Origin of the sequence: Paenibacillus puldeungensis, assembly GCF_042678945.1 — a bacterium.
GTDB classification, from domain to species: Bacteria; Bacillota; Bacilli; order Paenibacillales; family Paenibacillaceae; genus Fontibacillus; species Fontibacillus puldeungensis.
The window spans coordinates 29,651-48,608 of sequence record NZ_JBHTLM010000009.1 but is presented as its reverse complement, the minus strand read 5'-3'; the positions used below and the strand labels follow the sequence as shown (position 1 = coordinate 48,608).

Here is an 18,958-nt window from a genome sequence, read left to right as displayed (position 1 = left end):
CTTAAAGCTTTATTAAGTTATTTCAATGGCTCGGTCGAGAAATGAACTTGTGTTTCCACCACTCTCGGATGTTTTTTCTCGGTCACCTTCATGACCTCCTCACCCTCCACATCCAGGTTTGGAAGCAGACGGTCAAGCCATTTTGGAAAATACCAAGCTGACTTTCCAAGGATAGTCATCACTCCGGGAACGATGAGCATCCGGACCACAAAGGCGTCAAAGAGTACACCGAAGGCGAGTGCCAATCCCATAACCTTGACCATAGGCTCCTCTCCCAGGATAAAGCCTACAAAGACGACGGTCATAATGAGTCCGGCTGCTGTTACCACGCCGCCACTGTGGCGGATACCGGACAGGACAGACTTCTTGGCATCTCCGCTCTTTTTGAACTCTTCACGCATTCGGCTAACCAGAAACACTTCATAGTCCATGGCCAATCCGAACAGGACGCCGACCAAAAGGATGGGCAGAAAGTTGAATACCGGGGCCTTCGCGTAGAAATGGAACAGATTTTGAAAGTGCCCGTCCTGAACGACATACGTGACAAACCCTAATGTCGCACCCAGGGAAAGGATAAATCCCAACACCGCCTTGATCGGAACCAGAAGCGAACGGAACACCACCATAAGCAGTACAAAGGCCAGTCCAACGATGATCAGGCAAAATTCAGGCAATGCCTGGTTTAATTTTTGGTTAATATCGATATTAACGGCCGTACTCCCTGTGACCATGAACTGAACGTGATCCTGCTGCTCGATTTGCGGCGCCTGCTTACGGATGAGCTTAACCAGGTCGACTGTTTCGGAATCACTTGGTCCTGTTTTCGGGATGATGGTGATTAAGGATATCTTTCCGGAAGGTCCGGGAACCGCCGGAGTTACCATACTAATGTTAGGATAAGTTTTGAGTTCATCTAGCGCTTTAGAGAGATTCGCTGCGGCATCTTTTCCGCCATCAGTTTTTGCCAGAATGACTAATGGACCGTGATATCCTTTCCCGTACGCCTCGGATAGCAGATCATAAGCGCGGCGTTCGGTTTTTTGCGTCGATTTTTCTCCATCTGTGCCAATTCCCGTCTCCATATGGAAGAACGGCAGGGACAAAGTTCCGAGAAGCGCTACGCCCAGCACAACCGCTACCAAAGGACGCCCGGTAATCATTCTTCCCCATAAATTGCCGCGGCTTTCCGACTCCCGATCGCGTTTTTTGCTCTTGGCGCTTTTGGTTGGCGCTTTGATCCGGTCTCCCAGCAAATCCAGTATGGCAGGAACCAGGAATATGGACGTTAATATGGCTATCAAAACGCTGACTGCTCCAGTCACACCCATCGCAGTAAGAAACGGAACACCGACGAATGAAAATCCCAGCAGAGCGATTATGACCGTAACCCCGGCAAACACAACAGCACTCCCGGCGGTTCCGTCCGCAATAGCGATAGCTTCTCTTCTTTCAAATCCCTTAGCAAGCTGTTGACGGTATCTGGAGATAATGAACAACGCGTAGTCAATTCCCACAGCCAGTCCTAACATGCCGGCCAACGACAGGGAAAAGGAAGGAATGTCAAAGATACTTGTACCGATCATAATCAGCATAACGCCAATGCCAACCCCTAAAGCGGCCGTTAGGATCGGCACCAGACCGGCAAAGACAGAGCCTAAAGCGACAATGAGAATAAGGAGAGCTATGATGACTCCAAGCCCTTCGGTCGGGCTGGAGGTCTCCATGGTTACATACCCCGATCCGGTAAGTTCGGCCTGCCAGCCGGCATCTCTCAAGGATTCCGCTGCCTCGATAACCCGGTCCTTGGATTTCTGAGTGACTTCATCGCCCGGTGCTTTATATGTAATCGTGGCATAGCCGATGGTGCCGTCAGCATTCAAGGAATGGTTTTCGTATGGACTTTGTACCCCGGACACATCAGGGTCCTTTTTCACTCTTAGCAACTGTTTTTCAATTAACTGCTGCGCCGTTTTCGAGGACAGCTTCTCGTTCGCAGGCGCTTTTACAACCAATTGGATTTTACCGCTGTCATCCTGCATGTTTGGAAATTCCTTGTTCATGATTTCCAGCGTTTTTTGCGACTCCAGCCCAGGGATGGAGGTTTGTTCCTCGAATTTCGTCCCCATCGACAGCGCCACAATTGCTGCCGCCAGCAAGATAGCTACCCCCATTACTATCACTTTGATCCGGTTCTTCGCCGACCAGAAACCCAGCCGGTATAGTAATTTTGCCATTACAGTATCGTCTCCTCTTTATGAATTGATCCTTTGCATGTTCTTATCTTATAGCTGAGGAAACCTTCCAACATCGTCCAAAGGGGCGACCCCTGCTTGCCCTTTTGGGCTGCCCTTTGGGCTTGTAACAAAAAAAGCATGCGAATGAAATATTCGCATGCTTAAAAACTGCCTATTTGGCTAAATATTGATAAGCCCTCGCTCGAGCGCAGTCGCCACAGCCTGGGATCTCGAATCGACACCTAGTTTGTTATAAATGCTCGTTAAATGCGCTTTGACCGTCCGTTCGGAGATTCCCATATCAAAGGCGATTTCTTTGCTCTTAAATCCTCGGGCAACACACTGGAGAATTAAAGCCTCTTTCTCCGATAATAGAGAAGAATCCTCACCTCTAGCAGGCCCTGGGTCATTCGGTCTCTCTTTAGCAGTGATCACCCTTTGCATGATATCCGCAGACAGCAAGGTTTCCCCTCTCACCGCCGACTCGATATTTCGAAATAAATTGTCCCGGTTGGTATCTTTCAATAAATAGCCTTTCGCCCCCAAAGCTAAGCCCTGAATCATTAATTCATCCTCGTTATAGGTCGTCAAAATGATGACCGGGATCGGGTTGTTCCTGTCCTTAAGCTGTTTCATCGCCTCAAGCCCGCTCATCACCGGCATATTCAAATCCATCAGAATGACATCCGGCTGCAATTCATCCGTTAGGCGCAGCGCCTCTTCTCCGTTGCCGGCTTCACCAAGCACCTGAAACTGTTCGCTCGTTTCCAGGATCAATTTGAGACCCTCACGAACTACAAAATGATCGTCCACGATTAAAATTTTATAGTTGCTCATGTAGCTTCTCCCTCTAGGATTGGAGCATCGATCGTTATCGTCGTTCCATTGGCATCGCTGGACACTTTCATTTCTCCAGCAATTAGTCTAGCCCGCTCCTGAATCCCTAGTAACCCGTAATGTCCGGCATCCCTACCGATTGCGTTCGTGTTGAACCCTACGCCGTTATCCTTTATCTCAATGAACAATCTTTCTTTTTCATCAGATACCGTTATCCAGACTTTATCAGCCTGAGCGTGTCGGGCTATATTGGTCAAGCTTTCTTTCACCATATGAAGGCTATGCTCCATCAGCAATCTGGATAAGCGCTTATGAACAATCACATCAGTCATGACGGATACCCCCGTCGCACCTTCAAAACGCTGTACCTCATCTTCAATCGCTTCTTTAAAATCGATTTCCGATGCCGATTTCGCCCGCAGATTATCTATCGCTCTTCGTGCTTCGGCCAATGTCCTGCGAGCCTGCTGCATAGACTGCTTGATGATGGTCTGAGCCCGCTCCGTTTTCCCCTGGACCATGTAGGCATCCGCAGCCTCGAGCCGCAAAATGATCCCAGCTACCCCTTGCGCCAGCGTATCATGCAAGTCTCGGGCCATACGCTGGCGTTCATTGGCCAGGGTTAACTCTTCCACCTTCTTGTGCGCTTCCTGGAGATCCTGCAAGAAGCTCTGAATCCGAACACGTTCCTGAACTTGCTCAAAAAACAAAATGCCATAAGACACAACAAGAATCAGCACCAAAACGAACAATGGGAGGAATAAAACAAGTTCCTCGGTATCCCCGACCGTCAGTGCAGAATCAAAAAAAATGACAATGCTGATTAACGCAATAAACACCGCTCGTTTGACTTTAAATGAATACCCGAAACTTTGGGCAATCAGCGTGGGCAGCAGACCGATTAAAACAACCTGATAGCCTCCCGGCATTACTATAGCGCACAAGTAAATTAAAATCCCTTGTATCGAGAAATAGAGCCAAAATTGTTTCTGGGTAACTCTATAAGAATTCCAGTGCAAAAGCACATGTATGGTAAAAAGCCCCGTAAATACGACACTCCGTAAAATCAGTACATCATGAAAAAACTGCAACACCACAGTCCCTGCATACACTAAGGACACCCAAATTAAAATTGGCAACCTCGAAGCGAATAGTTCATTAAGGTGCAGCCGTCCGTCCTTCTTCTCATTCAATAGGCCCATCCTCCTTGTATTCCAGTATAAATTCGCCGGAGGTAATCATGGCTTTATCTTTTCATATTATAGGCCGTCTGTCTATTTGACATCGTCCAAAGGGGCAACAGGATCTGCCCTTTTGGGCAACCAGGCTTGGTTACGCCACGGTGCTGGCCTACATCTACACTAAATGTAATTTGTGCAGCTATTTCTGGGTAAATTTCGGATTTTTGAATTTTAACTGCATTTCCTACATCTAAAATGGGTCAATTTGGCTTGGCAGAGTTGTTTTGCTCCATTTAGCTGCACATTCTGCATCTAAATGCCTAAGGCTCCAGGCATGACGATATTTAACTGTACAAAATACATCTAGTAAATTCTAGCATTTCAAAAAAACGCGGCTCCCGTTAATTTCGGAAGCCGCGCTTTTTTTGAATATGGTGCGATATGCTGCTTTTCGTCGTTACTTTTTCGCTTTAAACCCAAGCGCCTGCATCAGCTTGGAAAACACCCCGGTATTTTCGTAGATCCCTGTGAAAAGCTCGGAGTTTCTACCCATAGCCGTAATCGGAATATCCACTGCTGTATGGCCTGACGTTGTCCAGTCAATCATAAATTGATCTTTGGAGTTTGCGATGGCAAACGGACCGTCTTCTTTGGAAATGCCGTCGCCGGATTCGTCTTTATCGTCCACAGATTCGATGGAGAGGCCGCCAGTCTCATGATCGGCCAGCACAAGCACAAGCGTATCCGGATTTTTCTTGGCAAAATCCTTCGCAACTTTGACCGCTTTATCCAGTTGTTGTCCTGCCTTAATGGTCAACTTTGCATTGTTTTCGTGGGCCATTTCGTCTGTGCCTTCCTCTTCGACCATCAGGAAGAAACCTTTTTTATTCTTAGAAAGCGTATTGATCGCTTTTTGGGTCATGTCCGGCAGCGATACGACAGGGTTATAGATATCACCCTCGCCCTCTTGTTTTTGCTGGAACATTTCCTCATTCGCGAACAAGCCGAGAAGCTTGCTTCCCTTAGCTTTTTGCATATCGTCTTTGCTAGTTACATAGGTATAGCCAAGTTGTTTCGCCTTATCAACCAGATTCCCCTGTGTTCCTTTGCTTTTTTCCGAAGGGTCTTCAGCCGGCTCATCCTTGAATGCGCCTGGCGTTCCTGCAGGGAACCAGAAATCTTCTCCTCCGCCAAGAATGACATCCAGTTTACTCTTTGTTAAATACTGCAGTGCAATATCGCTTTGGGCGGAACGATTTTCAACATGGGAGCCAAAAGCCGCGCCGGTAGCATCCGTCACTTGGCTTGTGGTTACGACTCCAGTCGATTTCCCAGCATCTTTAGCATATTCCATAATCGTTTTTACCGATTTCTTATTGGCATCCATGCCGATCGCGCCATTATAAGTCTTCACTCCGCTGGCGTAAGCCGTAGCCGATGCTGCAGAGTCCGTGACTGGAGAAGTTGAGCTTGTATGAACTAATCCGGCATAAGGCATATCATCCATAGCCAGCTTGCCGGTTACTCCGACGGTGGACAGCCGAATGGCATCCCTTGCTGCGTTCCCCATACCGTCGCCGATAAACAGAATAACATTCTTGGTTTGAGGGGAAGCGGACGCTGCCTTTACATTATTCGACACTTGCGCGGATATGATACTGGTAACAGCAACGGCTGTTGCTGCAGTTATAACAAATGCGGATCTTAGACGTTTTTTTTGCTTTAGACTCATACTCCAACCTCCTAAGGTTTCTGAATTCATATTAATAATAGAAAGAATATGTTAAGTGAATATGTATAGGATGTTAAATGATCGACAAATTTACAGTCATTTAATAGTAATGATTTCGTTTAAGCCCTTGTTTTTGATATAATATTGTAAATGCCTAGCAGAAAGGTGATAGTCAATGACACGTAATGCCGCAGAAGAATGCGATACGAGCTGTTCGGGATCAAGCGTAGATTTAAATGCGATCAAAGCGGAGTTAATCGATGACCAGGCTGCGGTGCAGTTTGCCGACTGGTTTAAGGCTTTCAGCGATCCGACACGAGTCAAAATCATCGGCGCCCTGCTAAAAAGGGAACTGTGCGTGCATGACTTGACGGTGCTGCTCGAAATGGGTCAATCGGCCGTTTCCCACCAGCTGAGATATTTGCGCAACATGAGAATCGTGAAACGCCGCAAGGTTGGAAAAACGGTTTATTATTCGCTCGACGACGCACACATTGAGCAGATTTTTCTACAAACTCTCCAGCACACCAACCACGGATGATGTGAACTTCGTTGCAAACAAGCTGCTCTCAATGAATATTTTTAGTAAAAACAAGGACTGCCCTTCGTCATCTTCAATAATGACGGGACAGTCCTTGTTTTGCGAGACGGCATTTCCAAATCCCTTAAGCCAGATTCGGGTTGATCTTAAGTACGCGCATCGCGTTCAGAACGGCGAGCAGGGTTACGCCCACATCCGAGAATACCGCTTCCCACATCGTTGCAATCCCGAAGGCGCCGAGAAGCAGGAAGACCGCTTTGACGAGCAGGGCGAAAATAATGTTTTGCCATACGATCCGCCGTGTGCTTTTCGCAATATGAATTGCAGAGGACAGCTTGGAAGGCTCGTCGGTCATGATGACGATATCGGCAGCTTCAATGGCTGCGTCGGACCCGAGGCCACCCATCGCCACGCCGATATCGGCTCGGGCCAGAACCGGAGTATCGTTGATGCCGTCGCCGACAAATACGATTTTTTCCTTGCTCGATTTCTGGCGGTCGATCTTTTCGAGCTCTTCCACCTTATGCTGCGGCAGCAGCTCCGACCGAACCTCGTCGACGCCCAGCTTTTTGCCGATATCTTCCCCTACCGCCTTAATGTCGCCCGTAAGCATCACGATTTTCTTCACGCCAAGCTGCTTCAAGGAACGGATCGCCTTCGCCGCATCCTCCTTGACTTCATCGGCAATGACCAAATAGCCGGCATATTGTTTATCAACCGCGACATGCACGATGGTGCCCAACTCAGTTGGCTCGGTGAATGGAATATTCTCCTGCTTCATGAGCTTGGCATTGCCCGCCAGCACCTCTCTGCCCTCAAAAGCAACCTGGATCCCGTGTCCGGACATTTCGTTGTAATCTGAAATCAGTTCTTCATTTAGTTCTTGACCGTAAGCTTCCCTGATGGATTGAGCAATCGGGTGTGTGGAATGCATTTCTGCAAAAGCGGCTTGACGCAGCAGCTCTTGTTCGGTCCAGCCGTTTTGCGGATAAATGCCGTTTACTTTAAACGCCCCTTTAGTAAGGGTTCCCGTTTTGTCGAATACGACATATTTTACATCATTCAAGGCTTCCAGGTAATTGCTGCCTTTGATCAGCACGCCATTCTTGGAAGAAGCACCGATGCCGCCGAAGAAGCCGAGCGGGATCGAAACAACCAGAGCACAAGGACAGGAAATAACCAGAAAGACCAGCGCCCGATATACCCAATCCGAGAAGGTCGCGCCACTGATAAGCAGCGGAGGCAAAACGGCCAGCAGAGCAGCGACAATGACAACAAACGGCGTATAGTAACGGGCAAATTTCGTAATAAAGTTTTCCGTTGGTGCCTTTTTGCTGCTTGCGTTCTCCACCAAATCCAAAATCTTGGATACAGTCGATTCGCCAAACAGCTTCGTCACCTCGACTGTCAGAACCCCGTTCTTGTTAATAAATCCGCTAAGCACATCGTCGCCGGGAGCCACCTCGCGCGGTACGGATTCGCCCGTCAGCGCCGATGTATCCATGGCCGAGCTGCCTCCTGTGACTTTGCCGTCGAGAGGTACTCTTTCGCCCGGCCGAACGACGATCAGATCGCCGATTTGTACTTCCTCGGGACTGACGCGTCTGGTTTCGTCGCCCGATTTCAAATTGGCAAAGTCGGGTCTAATATCCATCAGCGCGCCGATTGATTTCCGCGACCGGTTGACGGCAATGCTCTGAAACAGCTCGCCAACCTGATAAAAGAGCATAACGGCAACGCCTTCGGGGTACTCCCCGATCACAAAGGCGCCGACGGTCGCAATCGACATAAGGAAGTATTCATCGAATACCTGGCCTCTAATGATATTTTTCAGAGCCTTATAAACGATATCTCCGCCCACAATAAGGTAGGAAGCAATATAGAGGACTAATTCAAGCTCTTTGCCCAGCGATAGGGTCAACGCCGCCGCTCCGATGACTAGCCCTGCAATCAGGCGGACAACCATGGTTCTTACGCCTCCCGCTCCGTGCTCATGAGAATGACCGTGTCCATCCTCATCCGCCTCGGCGCTGTGATCATGTGCATGGCTATGATCGTGGCTATGGTCGTGATGATCATGATCATGCTTGGCCGTCGCAGCTTTTGGATTTCCCGCAGCCGCGCTGGCCGCTCCATGTTCCATGGCCAGTACTTTTACGTCGGGTTCCAAGGTTCGAATCTTCTTTTTTGTCAGATGCAAAATTTCATCGCTACGTTCCGGCATCATTTCCATCGTTAACGTTTTGTTAACGAAATTCACCGAACAGGATGAAACCCCATCAATCTTCTTGACTCCGTCTTCAATTTTCATAGCGCAGTTCGCACAATCCAGACCTTCCAGTACAAACTTGCGTTTAACTGTTGCATTAGCCTCCATATTATGATCCCTTCCCTTCGAGAGAAAACACTATATATGAATGATTGATCATATATTAATTATAATCACTTATCTAAATCACTGTCAATCATCGAAATGCTGTGAAAAACCGTGTTGACTCAGCTATTTTAGTGGCATACAATATATCGCAACGATATATTTATAAATGAGGGATAATATGCTGAATTATATTATTTTAGGGATGCTCTATAATTGCAAGCTAACCGGCTACGATTTAAAAAAGCATATAGAAAATGGTGTGGGCGTTTTCTATAAAGCGAGCTATGGCAGTATTTATCCTGCATTGAAACGTCTATCTGAAAATGACCAAGTTGCCATTTTAGAGACACAGCAGGGAGCTAGGCAAAAAAAGCTATATGAAATTACACCTAAAGGACAGCAAGCATTTTTGAAATGGCTCGGCGAGCCGATCAATCTGGATGATGGTAATGGCAAGGGCAATCAAAATCATTTGGCTAGAGTATATTTTTTTGATGTTTTGCCTCCAGAAGTCGTAGAACAGCAGCTGTATGAATATGAGGTGAACAACACCAATTACCTTCGTCGGTTACTGGCATTGGAACAATTGTATGACTCATCCGAAAACCAGGAAAACCATTATTATAAGCTGTCAACTCTTTATTATGGCATAGCGATACTTCGAGAGACAATACGCTGGTGCCGTCATGTCCGCGAAAAACGTTCTTTCCATGAATTTATAAATGGAGGAGATATAAATGAACGGAGCAATTAATACGATCATTCCCATTGATCTTGGCGGAGTCAACAGTTACCTGATCACCGTAGAGAACGGATATGTATTGGTGGACACCGGTGGACATCTTATTATGGATAAAACATTTGATAACCGGCGAAAGAGGCTAGTGGAAGCGCTGGCCGCTACGGGTTGTGTAAAAGGCGATCTTCGGCTTATTCTACTGACGCATGGAGATAACGACCATGTCGCCAACGCTGCCTACATAAGGAATACTTTTGATGCTCCCATTGCCCTGCATCCCGGAGACCTTGCACTTGTAGAGAATCCAACGCTAGACGCACTGATGGCCAGCTTTCAATATCATTCCGTTTTGTTGAAGCTGGTGTTCCAATTAATGAAGAAAAAGATTGCGAGGATTACACAAAAGACTTTGGAGGATTTTGATACCTTTAAACCGGATCTTCTCCTCTCCGATGGTATGAATTTGAAAGACTATGGGTTGGAGGGTACTATTATACATTTGCCGGGACATACAGCAGGCTCAGTTGGACTTTTGCTTCCGAATGGCTCCTTGTTAGCTGGAGATACCTTTGTCAATAACACCAAACCTGCTTCCGCCCCTAATGCGCTGAATTTTAGCAGTTTGTATAGCAGCATTGATAGCCTGCGAAATAAGGCAGTTAAAACGATTTATCCTGGGCATGGTCATCCATTTGAGTTTAAAGATTTCGCATAGCACTCGACAGTACTCGGAACTAATAGAAAAATCGTCTGAGTGGTTCTCGCCTCTCTCACCATCCACTACTAAATGTATTTAGTACAGCTATTTCTGGAAAAAATGTGGTTTTTTAGATTTTAGCTGCAAAAGTACATCTAAATTGGACTAATTTGGATTGGCAGGGCTATTTCGGTCCTTTTAGTTGTACTTTTTACATTTAAATGCTCAATACTTCCAATAGGGTGTTGTTTAACTGTACTAAATACATTTAGTTAGTTTACGGAAACATAAAGATTCTAGTATATGAACAAATACGCGGCCTCCGAAAACCTCGGAAGCCGCGCTGTGCTATCAAATCGATTCCAACCCTTCCTCGGCAACCGTCCTATCGAAATCAGCCACAATCAGCATATCGACCCAGCGGGCGCGGCGAAGCATAAAATGAACAACCGTCTCCTTAACCAGCGAATACCATAGTGGCCTGCGGGATTGGCCAATGATCAGTTGGGTAGCATGCACGTCAATCATTTTTTGCAATAACACTTCGCCGATGTTCTCATGGCTTCCAAGCTCGGCCACTTCCATTATGCCTCCAAGCCGCTCACACAACTGACGCAGCGTTTCTAACCGCTTCCTATCGGTATCGGATATAGCCGCGCCGCTATGCACATAATGGACATGCCATTCCGCCTTGAGCCGATGGGCGATGCGGAAACCGCGGCGAATTAACCGCTCAGCTCGGGGACTTGTATCTACGCAGACGAAGATGACCTCTTTCCTGTGCCATGGGCCGCGAAGCGAGGTATTGCGATCCCACGCTTCTAAGCGTTCATCTACATCGTCGGCAATTTCGCGGAGCGCCAATTCGCGCAAAGCGATTAAATTCCCGATTTTAAAAAACGAACCCAGCGCCTGATCCACTTTTTCGAAAGCATAAATTTTACCGTCCCGCATACGCTGCTGCAGCATTTGCGGCGTCACATCAATCAGTTCAACCTCATCCGACAATTTCAAAATCGCATCCGGCACTGTCTCCCGTACACGGACACCGGTCAACTGCTCCACCGCATCATTCAGACTTTCCAGATGCTGTACATTGATCGTAGAAATTACGGAAATGCCGCTTTCCAGTAAGCGGATTACATCCTCGTATCTTTTCCTATTGCGGCTGCCCGGTACGTTCGTATGCGCAAGCTCATCGACAAGCACGACCTCGGGATGACGGGCGATAATGGCTTCCGTGTCCATCTCCTCCAGCTGCGCCGACTGGTAAACGATTTTCGCCCGTGGAATAAGCGGCAATTTGCCTACTTGCTCCGCCGTATCTTCTCTGCCATGCGTCTCCAATAAACCGATAACGACATCGATTCCTTTGCAAAGTAAGCTATTGCCCTCTTGCAGCATTTTATAGGTCTTCCCTACACCGGGAGCGGCTCCGATATATACTTTAAACGTGCCGCGGCGGATCGTTTCAATTTCCTTTTCTATCTCTTTGGGGCTAAGCCTCCGGAACGGCTCTGCCCCCCCGCTTGATTTCGGTTTGATCGGCAGTATCCTCTCGCCCTCATGCTCTGCGCGATCCGCCATCAGAAACACGTCTACATTTCGCATTTTTCTCAGCACCCTGCCCGCAATGGACCCTTGCAAGCGCTCCTGCCAGCGGCTTTTTTGAGAGTGCCCCATCACAATTCTTGTGACGTTATTTTGAATGGCATAATGTACGAGCATGGATGGAAGCATGCGCTGATGCGGCAGTGTAAGTTCTTCGAATCTAGCATCCACCTTCTCCACCAGCTTCCGGATTGAGCGCTTGAACATTTGCTGATCCTTCGACAATTTTTGCTTGGGCAGGACAAACGTAACAACAACCAAGTCGCCATTCAATCTTTTGGCAACTTGCTGCCCTCTGCGCACATAGAGCGATCCGTTCCAGTGATATTGCACGGAAACAAGGATCCGCTCCGCCGCGCCCGACGGACCGACCAGTCCGAGCTCCTCGCGATGTTTCTCTAGCGAATCATTAACCCCTTCCGCCATCAGCCGCAGCGAAATTTCCCGCAGCACGCCAAGATTGCCGCGGCGGGCCATTGCCGGGTGCGTTTGATCGCCAAGGATCCCTTCATCAATCCGCTTCAACATCGTCTCCGGCGAAACATCAATCAGCCGCACTTCGTCAGCCAGTTCCAGCGTATCGGAGGGCACCGTCTCTGCCGCCCGAATCCCCGTCCGCTTAAAGACGATCTCGTTCACCCCATCCAACTCATAAACGTTAATCGTCGTAATAATGCTGATACCGTGCTCCATCAAGTAACGAATGTCTTCCAGACGCGTCTTGAATTTCGCTTCCTTTTGATTGCGGTGAGCGAGGCCGTCAACCAGCAGCACCTCCGGATTACGGGCCAAAATCACGTCAAGCGGCAAATCTTTGTACTCCTTGCCTTCCTTCCACCAGTGGATGCTCGGCACACGCTCCAGTTCCATCGTCTGCTGCACCGTTTCAGACCGCTGCATGGTCGATATCGCGCAAATGACTACATCAATCCCCTGCTGCTTTAGAAAATTGCCTTCATTCAGCATATGATACGTTTTTCCTGAACCGCTAACCGGGCCAATAATGATTTTGAGCCTGCCTTTTCGCAGCTGTGAAATTGAACGTAAAATTTCTTCCGGCGTTTTTCTCCTAAACTCGGTCACCCCTCTGCCACCTCCTACACACGTCTATTCGGTAAAGGATTCACCCCTTTTACTATATAAGTTGAACTAATGATTGTACGAATAGGGGCAAACGGGTGAAATGTTCTTACGATCGCTGTTGTTCCCGGATTTCTATGATTAAACTAAATAACAGTAGAAATCCGGTCACAAAGGCGAACGCTTCGCTTCTTCAGAATCATTTCTCCCTCTTGCCTCTGTTCCGCTCTTTCTTTAGTTCAACTTATATAGAACCGTCGGATATACCCAAAAAATGCAATTACCCTGTCCCTCAGCAACTGAGCGGACAGGGTCTGCCATATCGTTATTTTCCCAGCTTCTCTTTCAAAGCCAAATTAAGCTTCAGCACGTTGACTCGTTTATCGCCGAATACTCCCAGGTCGCGATTCTCCGTATATTTGCCGACCAGTGACTTCAGCTCAGCCACGGAAACACCGGTCAGCTTGCTGATTCGCGGCACCTGCACCAGCGCCGATTGCGGCGTAATGTGCGGGTCAAGCCCCGAGCCCGAGTTGGTCACGAGTGCGATCGGTAATTGATTGATCGGTACATCCGGGTTATCCTTCTGCCACTGGGTGATTGACGCCTGCGTACGTGCAAGCATATCCGGATTGGACGGCGCATAGTTGTTGGAACCGGATGCCTCCGCCTTGTAATCGATGCTCGACACACGCCCTTGGAAATAGCTCGGGTCGGTGAACGACTGTCCGATCAATTCTGAGCCGACCACCTTGCCAGCCTTATCCTTTAATAAACTGCCGTTCGCCTGATGGGGAAACAGCAGTTGCGCGAGGCCGGTGCTAACGAGCGGATATACGATGCCGCATAGGATGATGAACAGCAAGCTGATGCGCAGGGCAATCCAGAAAACTGCTCCCCCCGAGCGCCCTTCCCGCCCCTCTTGCGTAATTGTACTCATAGCCGGTTCCTTCTTTCTACTTTAAGGTGTTGTTCAAAAAGTCGACTTTTTGAACACTTAGTTTGATTACGGTCAGATCCACAAATGAACGAGCAAATCAATCAGCTTGATGCCAATGAACGGGGCAATCACGCCGCCTAAGCCGTAGATAAGCAAGTTGCGGCTCAGCAGGCGCGAGGCACTCATCGGCCGGTAAGCGACGCCCTTCATCGCCAGCGGAATCAACAGCGGGATGATAATCGCGTTAAAAATCAACGCCGATAATACTGCCGAAAGCGGCGAGCCAAGCTTCATAACGTTCAAGACTTCCATTTCAGGAATGGCCAGCATAAACATCGCCGGAATGATTGCAAAATATTTGGCAATATCGTTGGCAATGCTGAACGTAGTTAAGGCGCCGCGCGTCATCAGCAACTGCTTACCGATCGCGACCACCTCAATAATCTTCGACGGGTCGGAATCGAGATCGACCATATTGGCCGCTTCCTTTGCGGCTGCCGTGCCGCTGTTCATCGCCAGCCCGACATCCGCTTGCGCCAATGCCGGCGCATCGTTCGTACCGTCGCCGGTCATCGCGACCAGCTTGCCTTCGGCTTGCTCCTTTCGGATCACGGCGATTTTATCCTCCGGCTTGCTCTCAGCGATAAAATCATCCACGCCAGCTTCCCTGGCGATTGTTGCAGCCGTCAGCGGATTGTCGCCGGTACACATAATCGTTTTGATGCCCATCGCGCGCAGTTGATCGAACCGTTCCCGCATGCCGGGCTTCACCGTATCCTTCAAATAAATGACGCCGTATATTTTTTTGTCGACCGCTACGGCGAGTGGAGTTCCTCCCTCTGTAGCGATGCGATGAGCCTGTCTGTCCAGATCCTCAGGAATCGTTCCGCCTTGCGCGGACACCCATTTGCGTATGGCGTCAACCGCCCCTTTACGTACCTTACGTCCGTCCTTCAGATCGATGCCGCTCATCCGCGTTTCCGCCTTAAATTCGACAAAGCTGCCGCCCTCGCCGAGCGCCGCGTCATAGGCCTTTCCGTTTTTCTTCATCCATTCCAGTACCGAGCGGCCTTCCGGGGTTTCATCCTGCATGGAAGAGATCGCTGCCCAAGCAGCCGTCTCATCCATGTCAATGCCTCCAACCGGTACAATTTCGCTAGCCATCCGGTTCCCGAAGGTGATCGTTCCGGTTTTGTCCAGGATCATCGTGTTGATATCGCCCGCAGCTTCGACCGCTTTACCGGACATCGCCAGCACATTGAACTGCGTCACCCGGTCCATGCCAGCGATGCCGATAGCCGACAGCAGGCCCCCGATCGTCGTTGGGATCAAACATACAAGCAGCGCGATAAGTACTGGAATTTCCAAGTTAATATCAACATAAGAAGCTATCGGTCCAAGCGTCACGACGACGATCAGAAAAATAAGCGTCAAACTGATCAACAGCGTGCTGAGGGCGATTTCGTTTGGCGTCTTCTGTCGTTTGGCGCCTTCGACAAGCGCAATCATCCGGTCGATGAATGTCTCACCGGGATCGCTGGTAATTCTCACCTTAATATGGTCACTAATAACCCTCGTTCCACCGGTGACGGAATTGAAATCGCCGCCCGCTTCCTTGATCACCGGCGCTGATTCGCCAGTGATCGCCGACTCGTCGACCGAGGCGAGCCCTTCGATCACTTCGCCATCGCCGGGAATCATTTCCCCTTGGGAGACGACGACGATATCTCCCTTGCGCAGCTCCGTCGAAGGAACAGTTTTAACGCCACCCCCAACTACTTTATTTGCGGTAATCTCTTTCTTCGTCCGCTTCAACGTATCGGCTTGAGCCTTGCCTCTGCCCTCCGCCAGCGCTTCGGCAAAATTGGCGAACAGCACTGTAACCAATAAGATCACGAACACGGTGAGATTAAAACCGATGCGATCCTTCGCATCGAAGTAACCGGGAAACACCGTCATCAGCAGCACGATGACCGTGCCAACCTCGACGACGAACATCACGGGATTTTTCATCATAACGGCCGGATTCAGCTTGATGACGCTCGCCTTCAAGGCTTGTGCGACAAGCGGACCGGAGAACATGCTTTTTTTACGTCTTTCGTTCATGGCAACTTCACCCCATTTCTTATTAGCGAATCGTCAGATGCTCAGCGACCGGCCCCAGGGCAATCACCGGCAGGAAGGTCAGCGCGCCGATCAAAATGACGGTGCCGATCAACAGGACCGTGAACAGCACGTTATCCGTGCGGAACGTGCCGATCGTCTCCGGCACCCATTGCTTGCGCGTCAGCGATCCGGCAACGGCGAGCATCGCGATCATCGATATATATCGCCCGAAAAACATCACAAGACCGGTCGTAATGTTCCAAAACGGCGTATTGTCCGCCAGCCCCTCGAAGCCGGAGCCGTTGTTTGCGGCCGACGATGTATATTCGTACAGCACCTGCGAGATGCCGTGGAAGCCGGGATTCGATATTGCCCCCTGGCCGAGATCGGTCAGGAAGGCGATTGCCGTCGGCGCCAGAATAATGAACGGATGCACCAGAATCGCAATCGCGATCAGCTTCATCTCACGCGGCTCAATCTTGCGGCCAAGGAACTCCGGCGTGCGGCCGACCATCAGTCCGCAGATGAATACGGCGAGTATGGCATACATCAGCATATTGACCAGTCCGACGCCTTTTCCGCCGAATACGACGTTCAGCATCATCTCCGCCAGCGGCACCAGACCGCCGAGCGGGGTCAGCGTATCGTGCATATTGTTGACCGTGCCGGTCGTCGCTGCCGTCGTCACGGTAGTGAACAGCGCAGATTGGGCAATGCCGAAGCGTACCTCTTTCCCCTCCATGCTGCCCTGTGAAGCATCGATACCAAACGCGTTCAGCGCCGGATTGCCGCTCTTCTCGGCTGTATAGACAACGGTAAGGAATACGAGGAACAAAACCATCATCGCCGAGAATATAACCCACCCCTGCTTGCGGCTCTTTGCGAATCTGCCGTACATAAAAGGCAGCGCCGCGGGCAACGACCACATCGACAGGATCTCGATCACATTGGTCAGCGGGCTCGGATTCTCAAACGGATGCGCCGAGTTGGCACCCATGAAGCCGCCGCCGTTGGTACCCAAATGCTTGATCGACTCCAGCGAGGCGATAGGCCCGATGGCGATATGCTGCGTCGTACCCTGCAGCGTCGTTACCGTCAGCGTAGGATCAAGCGTCTGCGGTACCTGCAGCGCGACCAGCACGAGCGTGACGATCACCGCCAGCGGAAAAAAAATCCGCGTATGCGCCTTGACGAAATCCTCAAAGAAGTTACCCAGCGTCTTGCCCTTGCTTGTAATGCCCCGGACAAACGCGACCGCTACCGAGAAGCCGGTAGCTGCTGACGTAAACATCATCATCATGATCACGGCCATTTGAGTGAAATAGGTCAGCCCTGTCTCGCCGCTGTAATGCTGCAGGTTTGTGTTCGTAATGAAGCTTATAACCGTGTTCAGCACCAGCGTTGGCTCCATATTGCCGGTATCGTTCGGATTAAGCGGCAAGCCGCTCTGCACCCGCAGCAGCAAGTAACTTACCGCGACGAGTACGAAGTTGGTTGCGATAAAGCTAACCGCGTACCGCTTCCAGCTCATGCCCGCGCGATTCTTCAACCCGATGATCGCATAGATAGGCTTCTCGGCCCACCCAAATATTTTATCCGTACGATTAGGTTCGTTAGAGAAGACGTGATACAAATAATTCCCGAGCGGTTTGGCAATCAGCATCAAGATGCCGATCACAATTACAATTTGAAATATATCCATGACCGTTCCTCCCACTAAAAAAACTCATTAAAACTTTTCCGGATGAAGCAAGGCATAGATCAGGTAGATCAGCAATGCAAGCGTGAAAATCAACACGATTGTCATTCGCGTTCGCCTCCCGCATCCTCTATCGTTCTTCCGCACCAAACGACAAACCCGATCACAAGCGCGAAGGCTGCGGTCAACGTTAGTATCATCCCAATATCCAGCATCACGACACTCCTCCAATAGTTAATCAGTCAGATCGCTGAGTAGAAACCCGACTTCCCCGTTTTTTGTGTATACCACATAGGAAGCACCGAGTTTTTTATAAATCGCCTCGGGATGCCACGTGGTCGTCACAACAGTTGTCGCTTTGCAGGAAAACCGGGCAACAAACTGCAAATACTGGCAGCTCAACGGTAGACTGGACTCAAAAATGAAAACTCGCCCGATCGGAAATACAGGCATCTCCCCTGCCTTATTACGGGTAGTACTTACACGCAAAATCTCATTTACTCCGATTTCCCTCAGCAGCTTTTCTTCCCTTTTGTTATTGGTTAAGGCTGCTACCGGAACGTTTTGATGCATAAGCAACCGAATGAAGTTTCTCCCCGCTTTATTTGAAGCGGCCACTAAAATACGGCTTTTCTCCATGCGCTCCTCCTCCTAATCAAGGAAAAAGGCAACAAAAAAGAAGCTTTGGAAAAGAGGAACCTTTTCCGCGGCTTCTTGATCATGACGCAGTCATCCTGATCGGCTCGCGACAAATGTTGCCTCTCCAATACGCTTACGAGGTTAGCTGACGGATTCGGGCGTGAGAGTCGCCCTACACCCTGCACCGAAAGTGCCTGGTGATTCACCCCATGAAGCCGATTGCGGCTTCCATTGGTTCCCCCGTTCCTTAACATCAAGGACTCAGCGTTTATAAATCATTATTTATAAAAATCAATTACAAGCGGTTGATTCATCCTCTCCCTCAAAAAAACATGCTTCGTTTCGCCTGCGGGTTAGCTGACGGCTTCGGGCGGTGAGAGACGCCCTATCTTCGGTTTAAATGATTCATGAGCGAAGAAATCCGTCCCAAACAGTTCTGATCAACTTGCTCTCACACACAAGCTTTCAGTCCGTTTACTCCCCCGTTTTTGATCGGCACCCCAATTCAGAATCGAATAGCAATTCAACTCATGGACCGTATCTTA

The 18,958-nt window shown here is 49.4% G+C and carries 14 protein-coding genes and 1 riboswitch; of the genes, 3 read left to right on the top strand and 11 right to left on the bottom strand.

Annotated elements, in window-relative coordinates; translation table 11 throughout:
* Positions 1 to 17: 17 nt before the first annotated feature.
* The 4 genes from ACFQ3W_RS13735 to ACFQ3W_RS13720 form a co-directional block, all read right to left on the bottom strand.
* A complete protein-coding gene (locus ACFQ3W_RS13735) occupies positions 18 to 2,234 on the bottom strand; it encodes an MMPL family transporter (protein WP_379319804.1) in 2,217 nt (738 codons plus the stop codon).
* 180 nt (positions 2,235 to 2,414) lie between these two features.
* Positions 2,415 to 3,071, bottom strand: a complete 657-nt coding sequence (locus ACFQ3W_RS13730) for a response regulator (protein ID WP_379319803.1) — start codon at positions 3,069 to 3,071, stop codon at positions 2,415 to 2,417.
* On the bottom strand, positions 3,068 to 4,264 hold the full coding sequence (locus tag ACFQ3W_RS13725; RefSeq protein WP_379319802.1) for a sensor histidine kinase: 1,197 nt from the start codon (positions 4,262 to 4,264) through the stop codon (positions 3,068 to 3,070). The genes ACFQ3W_RS13730 and ACFQ3W_RS13725 overlap by 4 nt, the downstream gene beginning before the upstream one ends.
* A gap of 445 nt (positions 4,265 to 4,709) precedes the next feature.
* Positions 4,710 to 5,984 carry an alkaline phosphatase gene (locus ACFQ3W_RS13720; protein WP_379319801.1) on the bottom strand — a complete coding sequence of 425 codons (1,275 nt, stop codon included), beginning with the start codon at positions 5,982 to 5,984 and terminating at the stop codon, positions 4,710 to 4,712.
* Between the two features lie 175 nt (positions 5,985 to 6,159).
* Between ACFQ3W_RS13720 and ACFQ3W_RS13715 the strand changes: the two genes are divergently transcribed.
* On the top strand, positions 6,160 to 6,525 hold the full coding sequence (locus ACFQ3W_RS13715) for an ArsR/SmtB family transcription factor (RefSeq protein ID WP_379319800.1): 366 nt from the start codon (positions 6,160 to 6,162) through the stop codon (positions 6,523 to 6,525).
* A gap of 124 nt (positions 6,526 to 6,649) precedes the next feature.
* On the opposite strand, the gene ACFQ3W_RS13710 is transcribed toward ACFQ3W_RS13715, so the two are convergent.
* Complete coding sequence (locus ACFQ3W_RS13710) at positions 6,650 to 8,902, bottom strand: heavy metal translocating P-type ATPase (RefSeq protein WP_379319799.1); 2,253 nt, start codon at positions 8,900 to 8,902, stop codon at positions 6,650 to 6,652.
* A gap of 178 nt (positions 8,903 to 9,080) precedes the next feature.
* Between ACFQ3W_RS13710 and ACFQ3W_RS13705 the strand changes: the two genes are divergently transcribed.
* Together ACFQ3W_RS13705 and ACFQ3W_RS13700 are read left to right on the top strand one after the other, a co-directional pair.
* Complete coding sequence (locus ACFQ3W_RS13705) at positions 9,081 to 9,656, top strand: PadR family transcriptional regulator (protein WP_379319798.1); 576 nt, start codon at positions 9,081 to 9,083, stop codon at positions 9,654 to 9,656.
* Positions 9,640 to 10,356 (top strand): MBL fold metallo-hydrolase, encoded by a 717-nt coding sequence (locus ACFQ3W_RS13700; RefSeq protein WP_379319797.1) that lies wholly within the window; start codon positions 9,640 to 9,642, stop codon positions 10,354 to 10,356. The genes ACFQ3W_RS13705 and ACFQ3W_RS13700 overlap by 17 nt, the downstream gene beginning before the upstream one ends.
* 333 nt (positions 10,357 to 10,689) lie before the next feature.
* Here ACFQ3W_RS13700 and ACFQ3W_RS13695 read toward each other — a convergent pair whose 3' ends face one another.
* The 6 genes from ACFQ3W_RS13695 to ACFQ3W_RS13670 all read right to left on the bottom strand — a co-directional run bounded on the left by ACFQ3W_RS13695 (position 10,690) and on the right by ACFQ3W_RS13670 (position 18,413).
* Positions 10,690 to 13,032, bottom strand: a complete 2,343-nt coding sequence (locus ACFQ3W_RS13695; RefSeq protein ID WP_379319796.1) for a histidine kinase — start codon at positions 13,030 to 13,032, stop codon at positions 10,690 to 10,692.
* Positions 13,033 to 13,354: 322 nt separating this feature from the next.
* Positions 13,355 to 13,969: a potassium-transporting ATPase subunit KdpC gene (gene kdpC, locus ACFQ3W_RS13690; protein ID WP_379319795.1), complete on the bottom strand. Its 615-nt coding sequence runs from the start codon at positions 13,967 to 13,969 to the stop codon at positions 13,355 to 13,357.
* A gap of 72 nt (positions 13,970 to 14,041) precedes the next feature.
* Positions 14,042 to 16,075, bottom strand: coding sequence for a potassium-transporting ATPase subunit KdpB (gene kdpB, locus ACFQ3W_RS13685; protein ID WP_379319794.1), 2,034 nt, complete (start codon positions 16,073 to 16,075; stop codon positions 14,042 to 14,044).
* A gap of 22 nt (positions 16,076 to 16,097) precedes the next feature.
* On the bottom strand, positions 16,098 to 17,777 hold the full coding sequence (gene kdpA, locus ACFQ3W_RS13680) for a potassium-transporting ATPase subunit KdpA (protein ID WP_379319793.1): 1,680 nt from the start codon (positions 17,775 to 17,777) through the stop codon (positions 16,098 to 16,100).
* A 27-nt stretch (positions 17,778 to 17,804) separates the two neighbouring features.
* On the bottom strand, positions 17,805 to 17,882 hold the full coding sequence (gene kdpF, locus ACFQ3W_RS13675; RefSeq protein ID WP_379319939.1) for a K(+)-transporting ATPase subunit F: 78 nt from the start codon (positions 17,880 to 17,882) through the stop codon (positions 17,805 to 17,807).
* A 126-nt stretch (positions 17,883 to 18,008) separates the two neighbouring features.
* Entirely contained in the window at positions 18,009 to 18,413 is a 405-nt protein-coding gene (locus ACFQ3W_RS13670; RefSeq protein ID WP_379319792.1) for a hypothetical protein, read from the bottom strand.
* Between the two features lie 115 nt (positions 18,414 to 18,528).
* Positions 18,529 to 18,690, bottom strand: a riboswitch (cyclic di-AMP (ydaO/yuaA leader).
* Positions 18,691 to 18,958 lie beyond the last annotated feature (268 nt).

Bases quoted from the DNA above. Each gene is read 5' to 3' on its own strand.
- ACFQ3W_RS13735 (WP_379319804.1), bottom strand. From the start codon at position 2,234: ATGGCAAAATTACTATACCGGCTGGGTTTCTGGTCGGCGAAGAACCGG.
- ACFQ3W_RS13730 (WP_379319803.1), bottom strand. From the start codon at position 3,071: ATGAGCAACTATAAAATTTTAATCGTGGACGATCATTTTGTAGTTCGT.
- ACFQ3W_RS13720 (WP_379319801.1), bottom strand. From the start codon at position 5,984: ATGAGTCTAAAGCAAAAAAAACGTCTAAGATCCGCATTTGTTATAACT.
- ACFQ3W_RS13715 (WP_379319800.1), top strand. From the start codon at position 6,160: ATGACACGTAATGCCGCAGAAGAATGCGATACGAGCTGTTCGGGATCA.
- ACFQ3W_RS13710 (WP_379319799.1), bottom strand. From the start codon at position 8,902: ATGGAGGCTAATGCAACAGTTAAACGCAAGTTTGTACTGGAAGGTCTG.
- ACFQ3W_RS13705 (WP_379319798.1), top strand. From the start codon at position 9,081: ATGCTGAATTATATTATTTTAGGGATGCTCTATAATTGCAAGCTAACC.
- ACFQ3W_RS13700 (WP_379319797.1), top strand. From the start codon at position 9,640: ATGAACGGAGCAATTAATACGATCATTCCCATTGATCTTGGCGGAGTC.
- kdpC (WP_379319795.1), bottom strand. From the start codon at position 13,969: ATGAGTACAATTACGCAAGAGGGGCGGGAAGGGCGCTCGGGGGGAGCA.
- kdpB (WP_379319794.1), bottom strand. From the start codon at position 16,075: ATGAACGAAAGACGTAAAAAAAGCATGTTCTCCGGTCCGCTTGTCGCA.
- kdpA (WP_379319793.1), bottom strand. From the start codon at position 17,777: ATGGATATATTTCAAATTGTAATTGTGATCGGCATCTTGATGCTGATT.
- kdpF (WP_379319939.1), bottom strand. From the start codon at position 17,882: ATGACAATCGTGTTGATTTTCACGCTTGCATTGCTGATCTACCTGATC.
- ACFQ3W_RS13670 (WP_379319792.1), bottom strand. From the start codon at position 18,413: ATGGAGAAAAGCCGTATTTTAGTGGCCGCTTCAAATAAAGCGGGGAGA.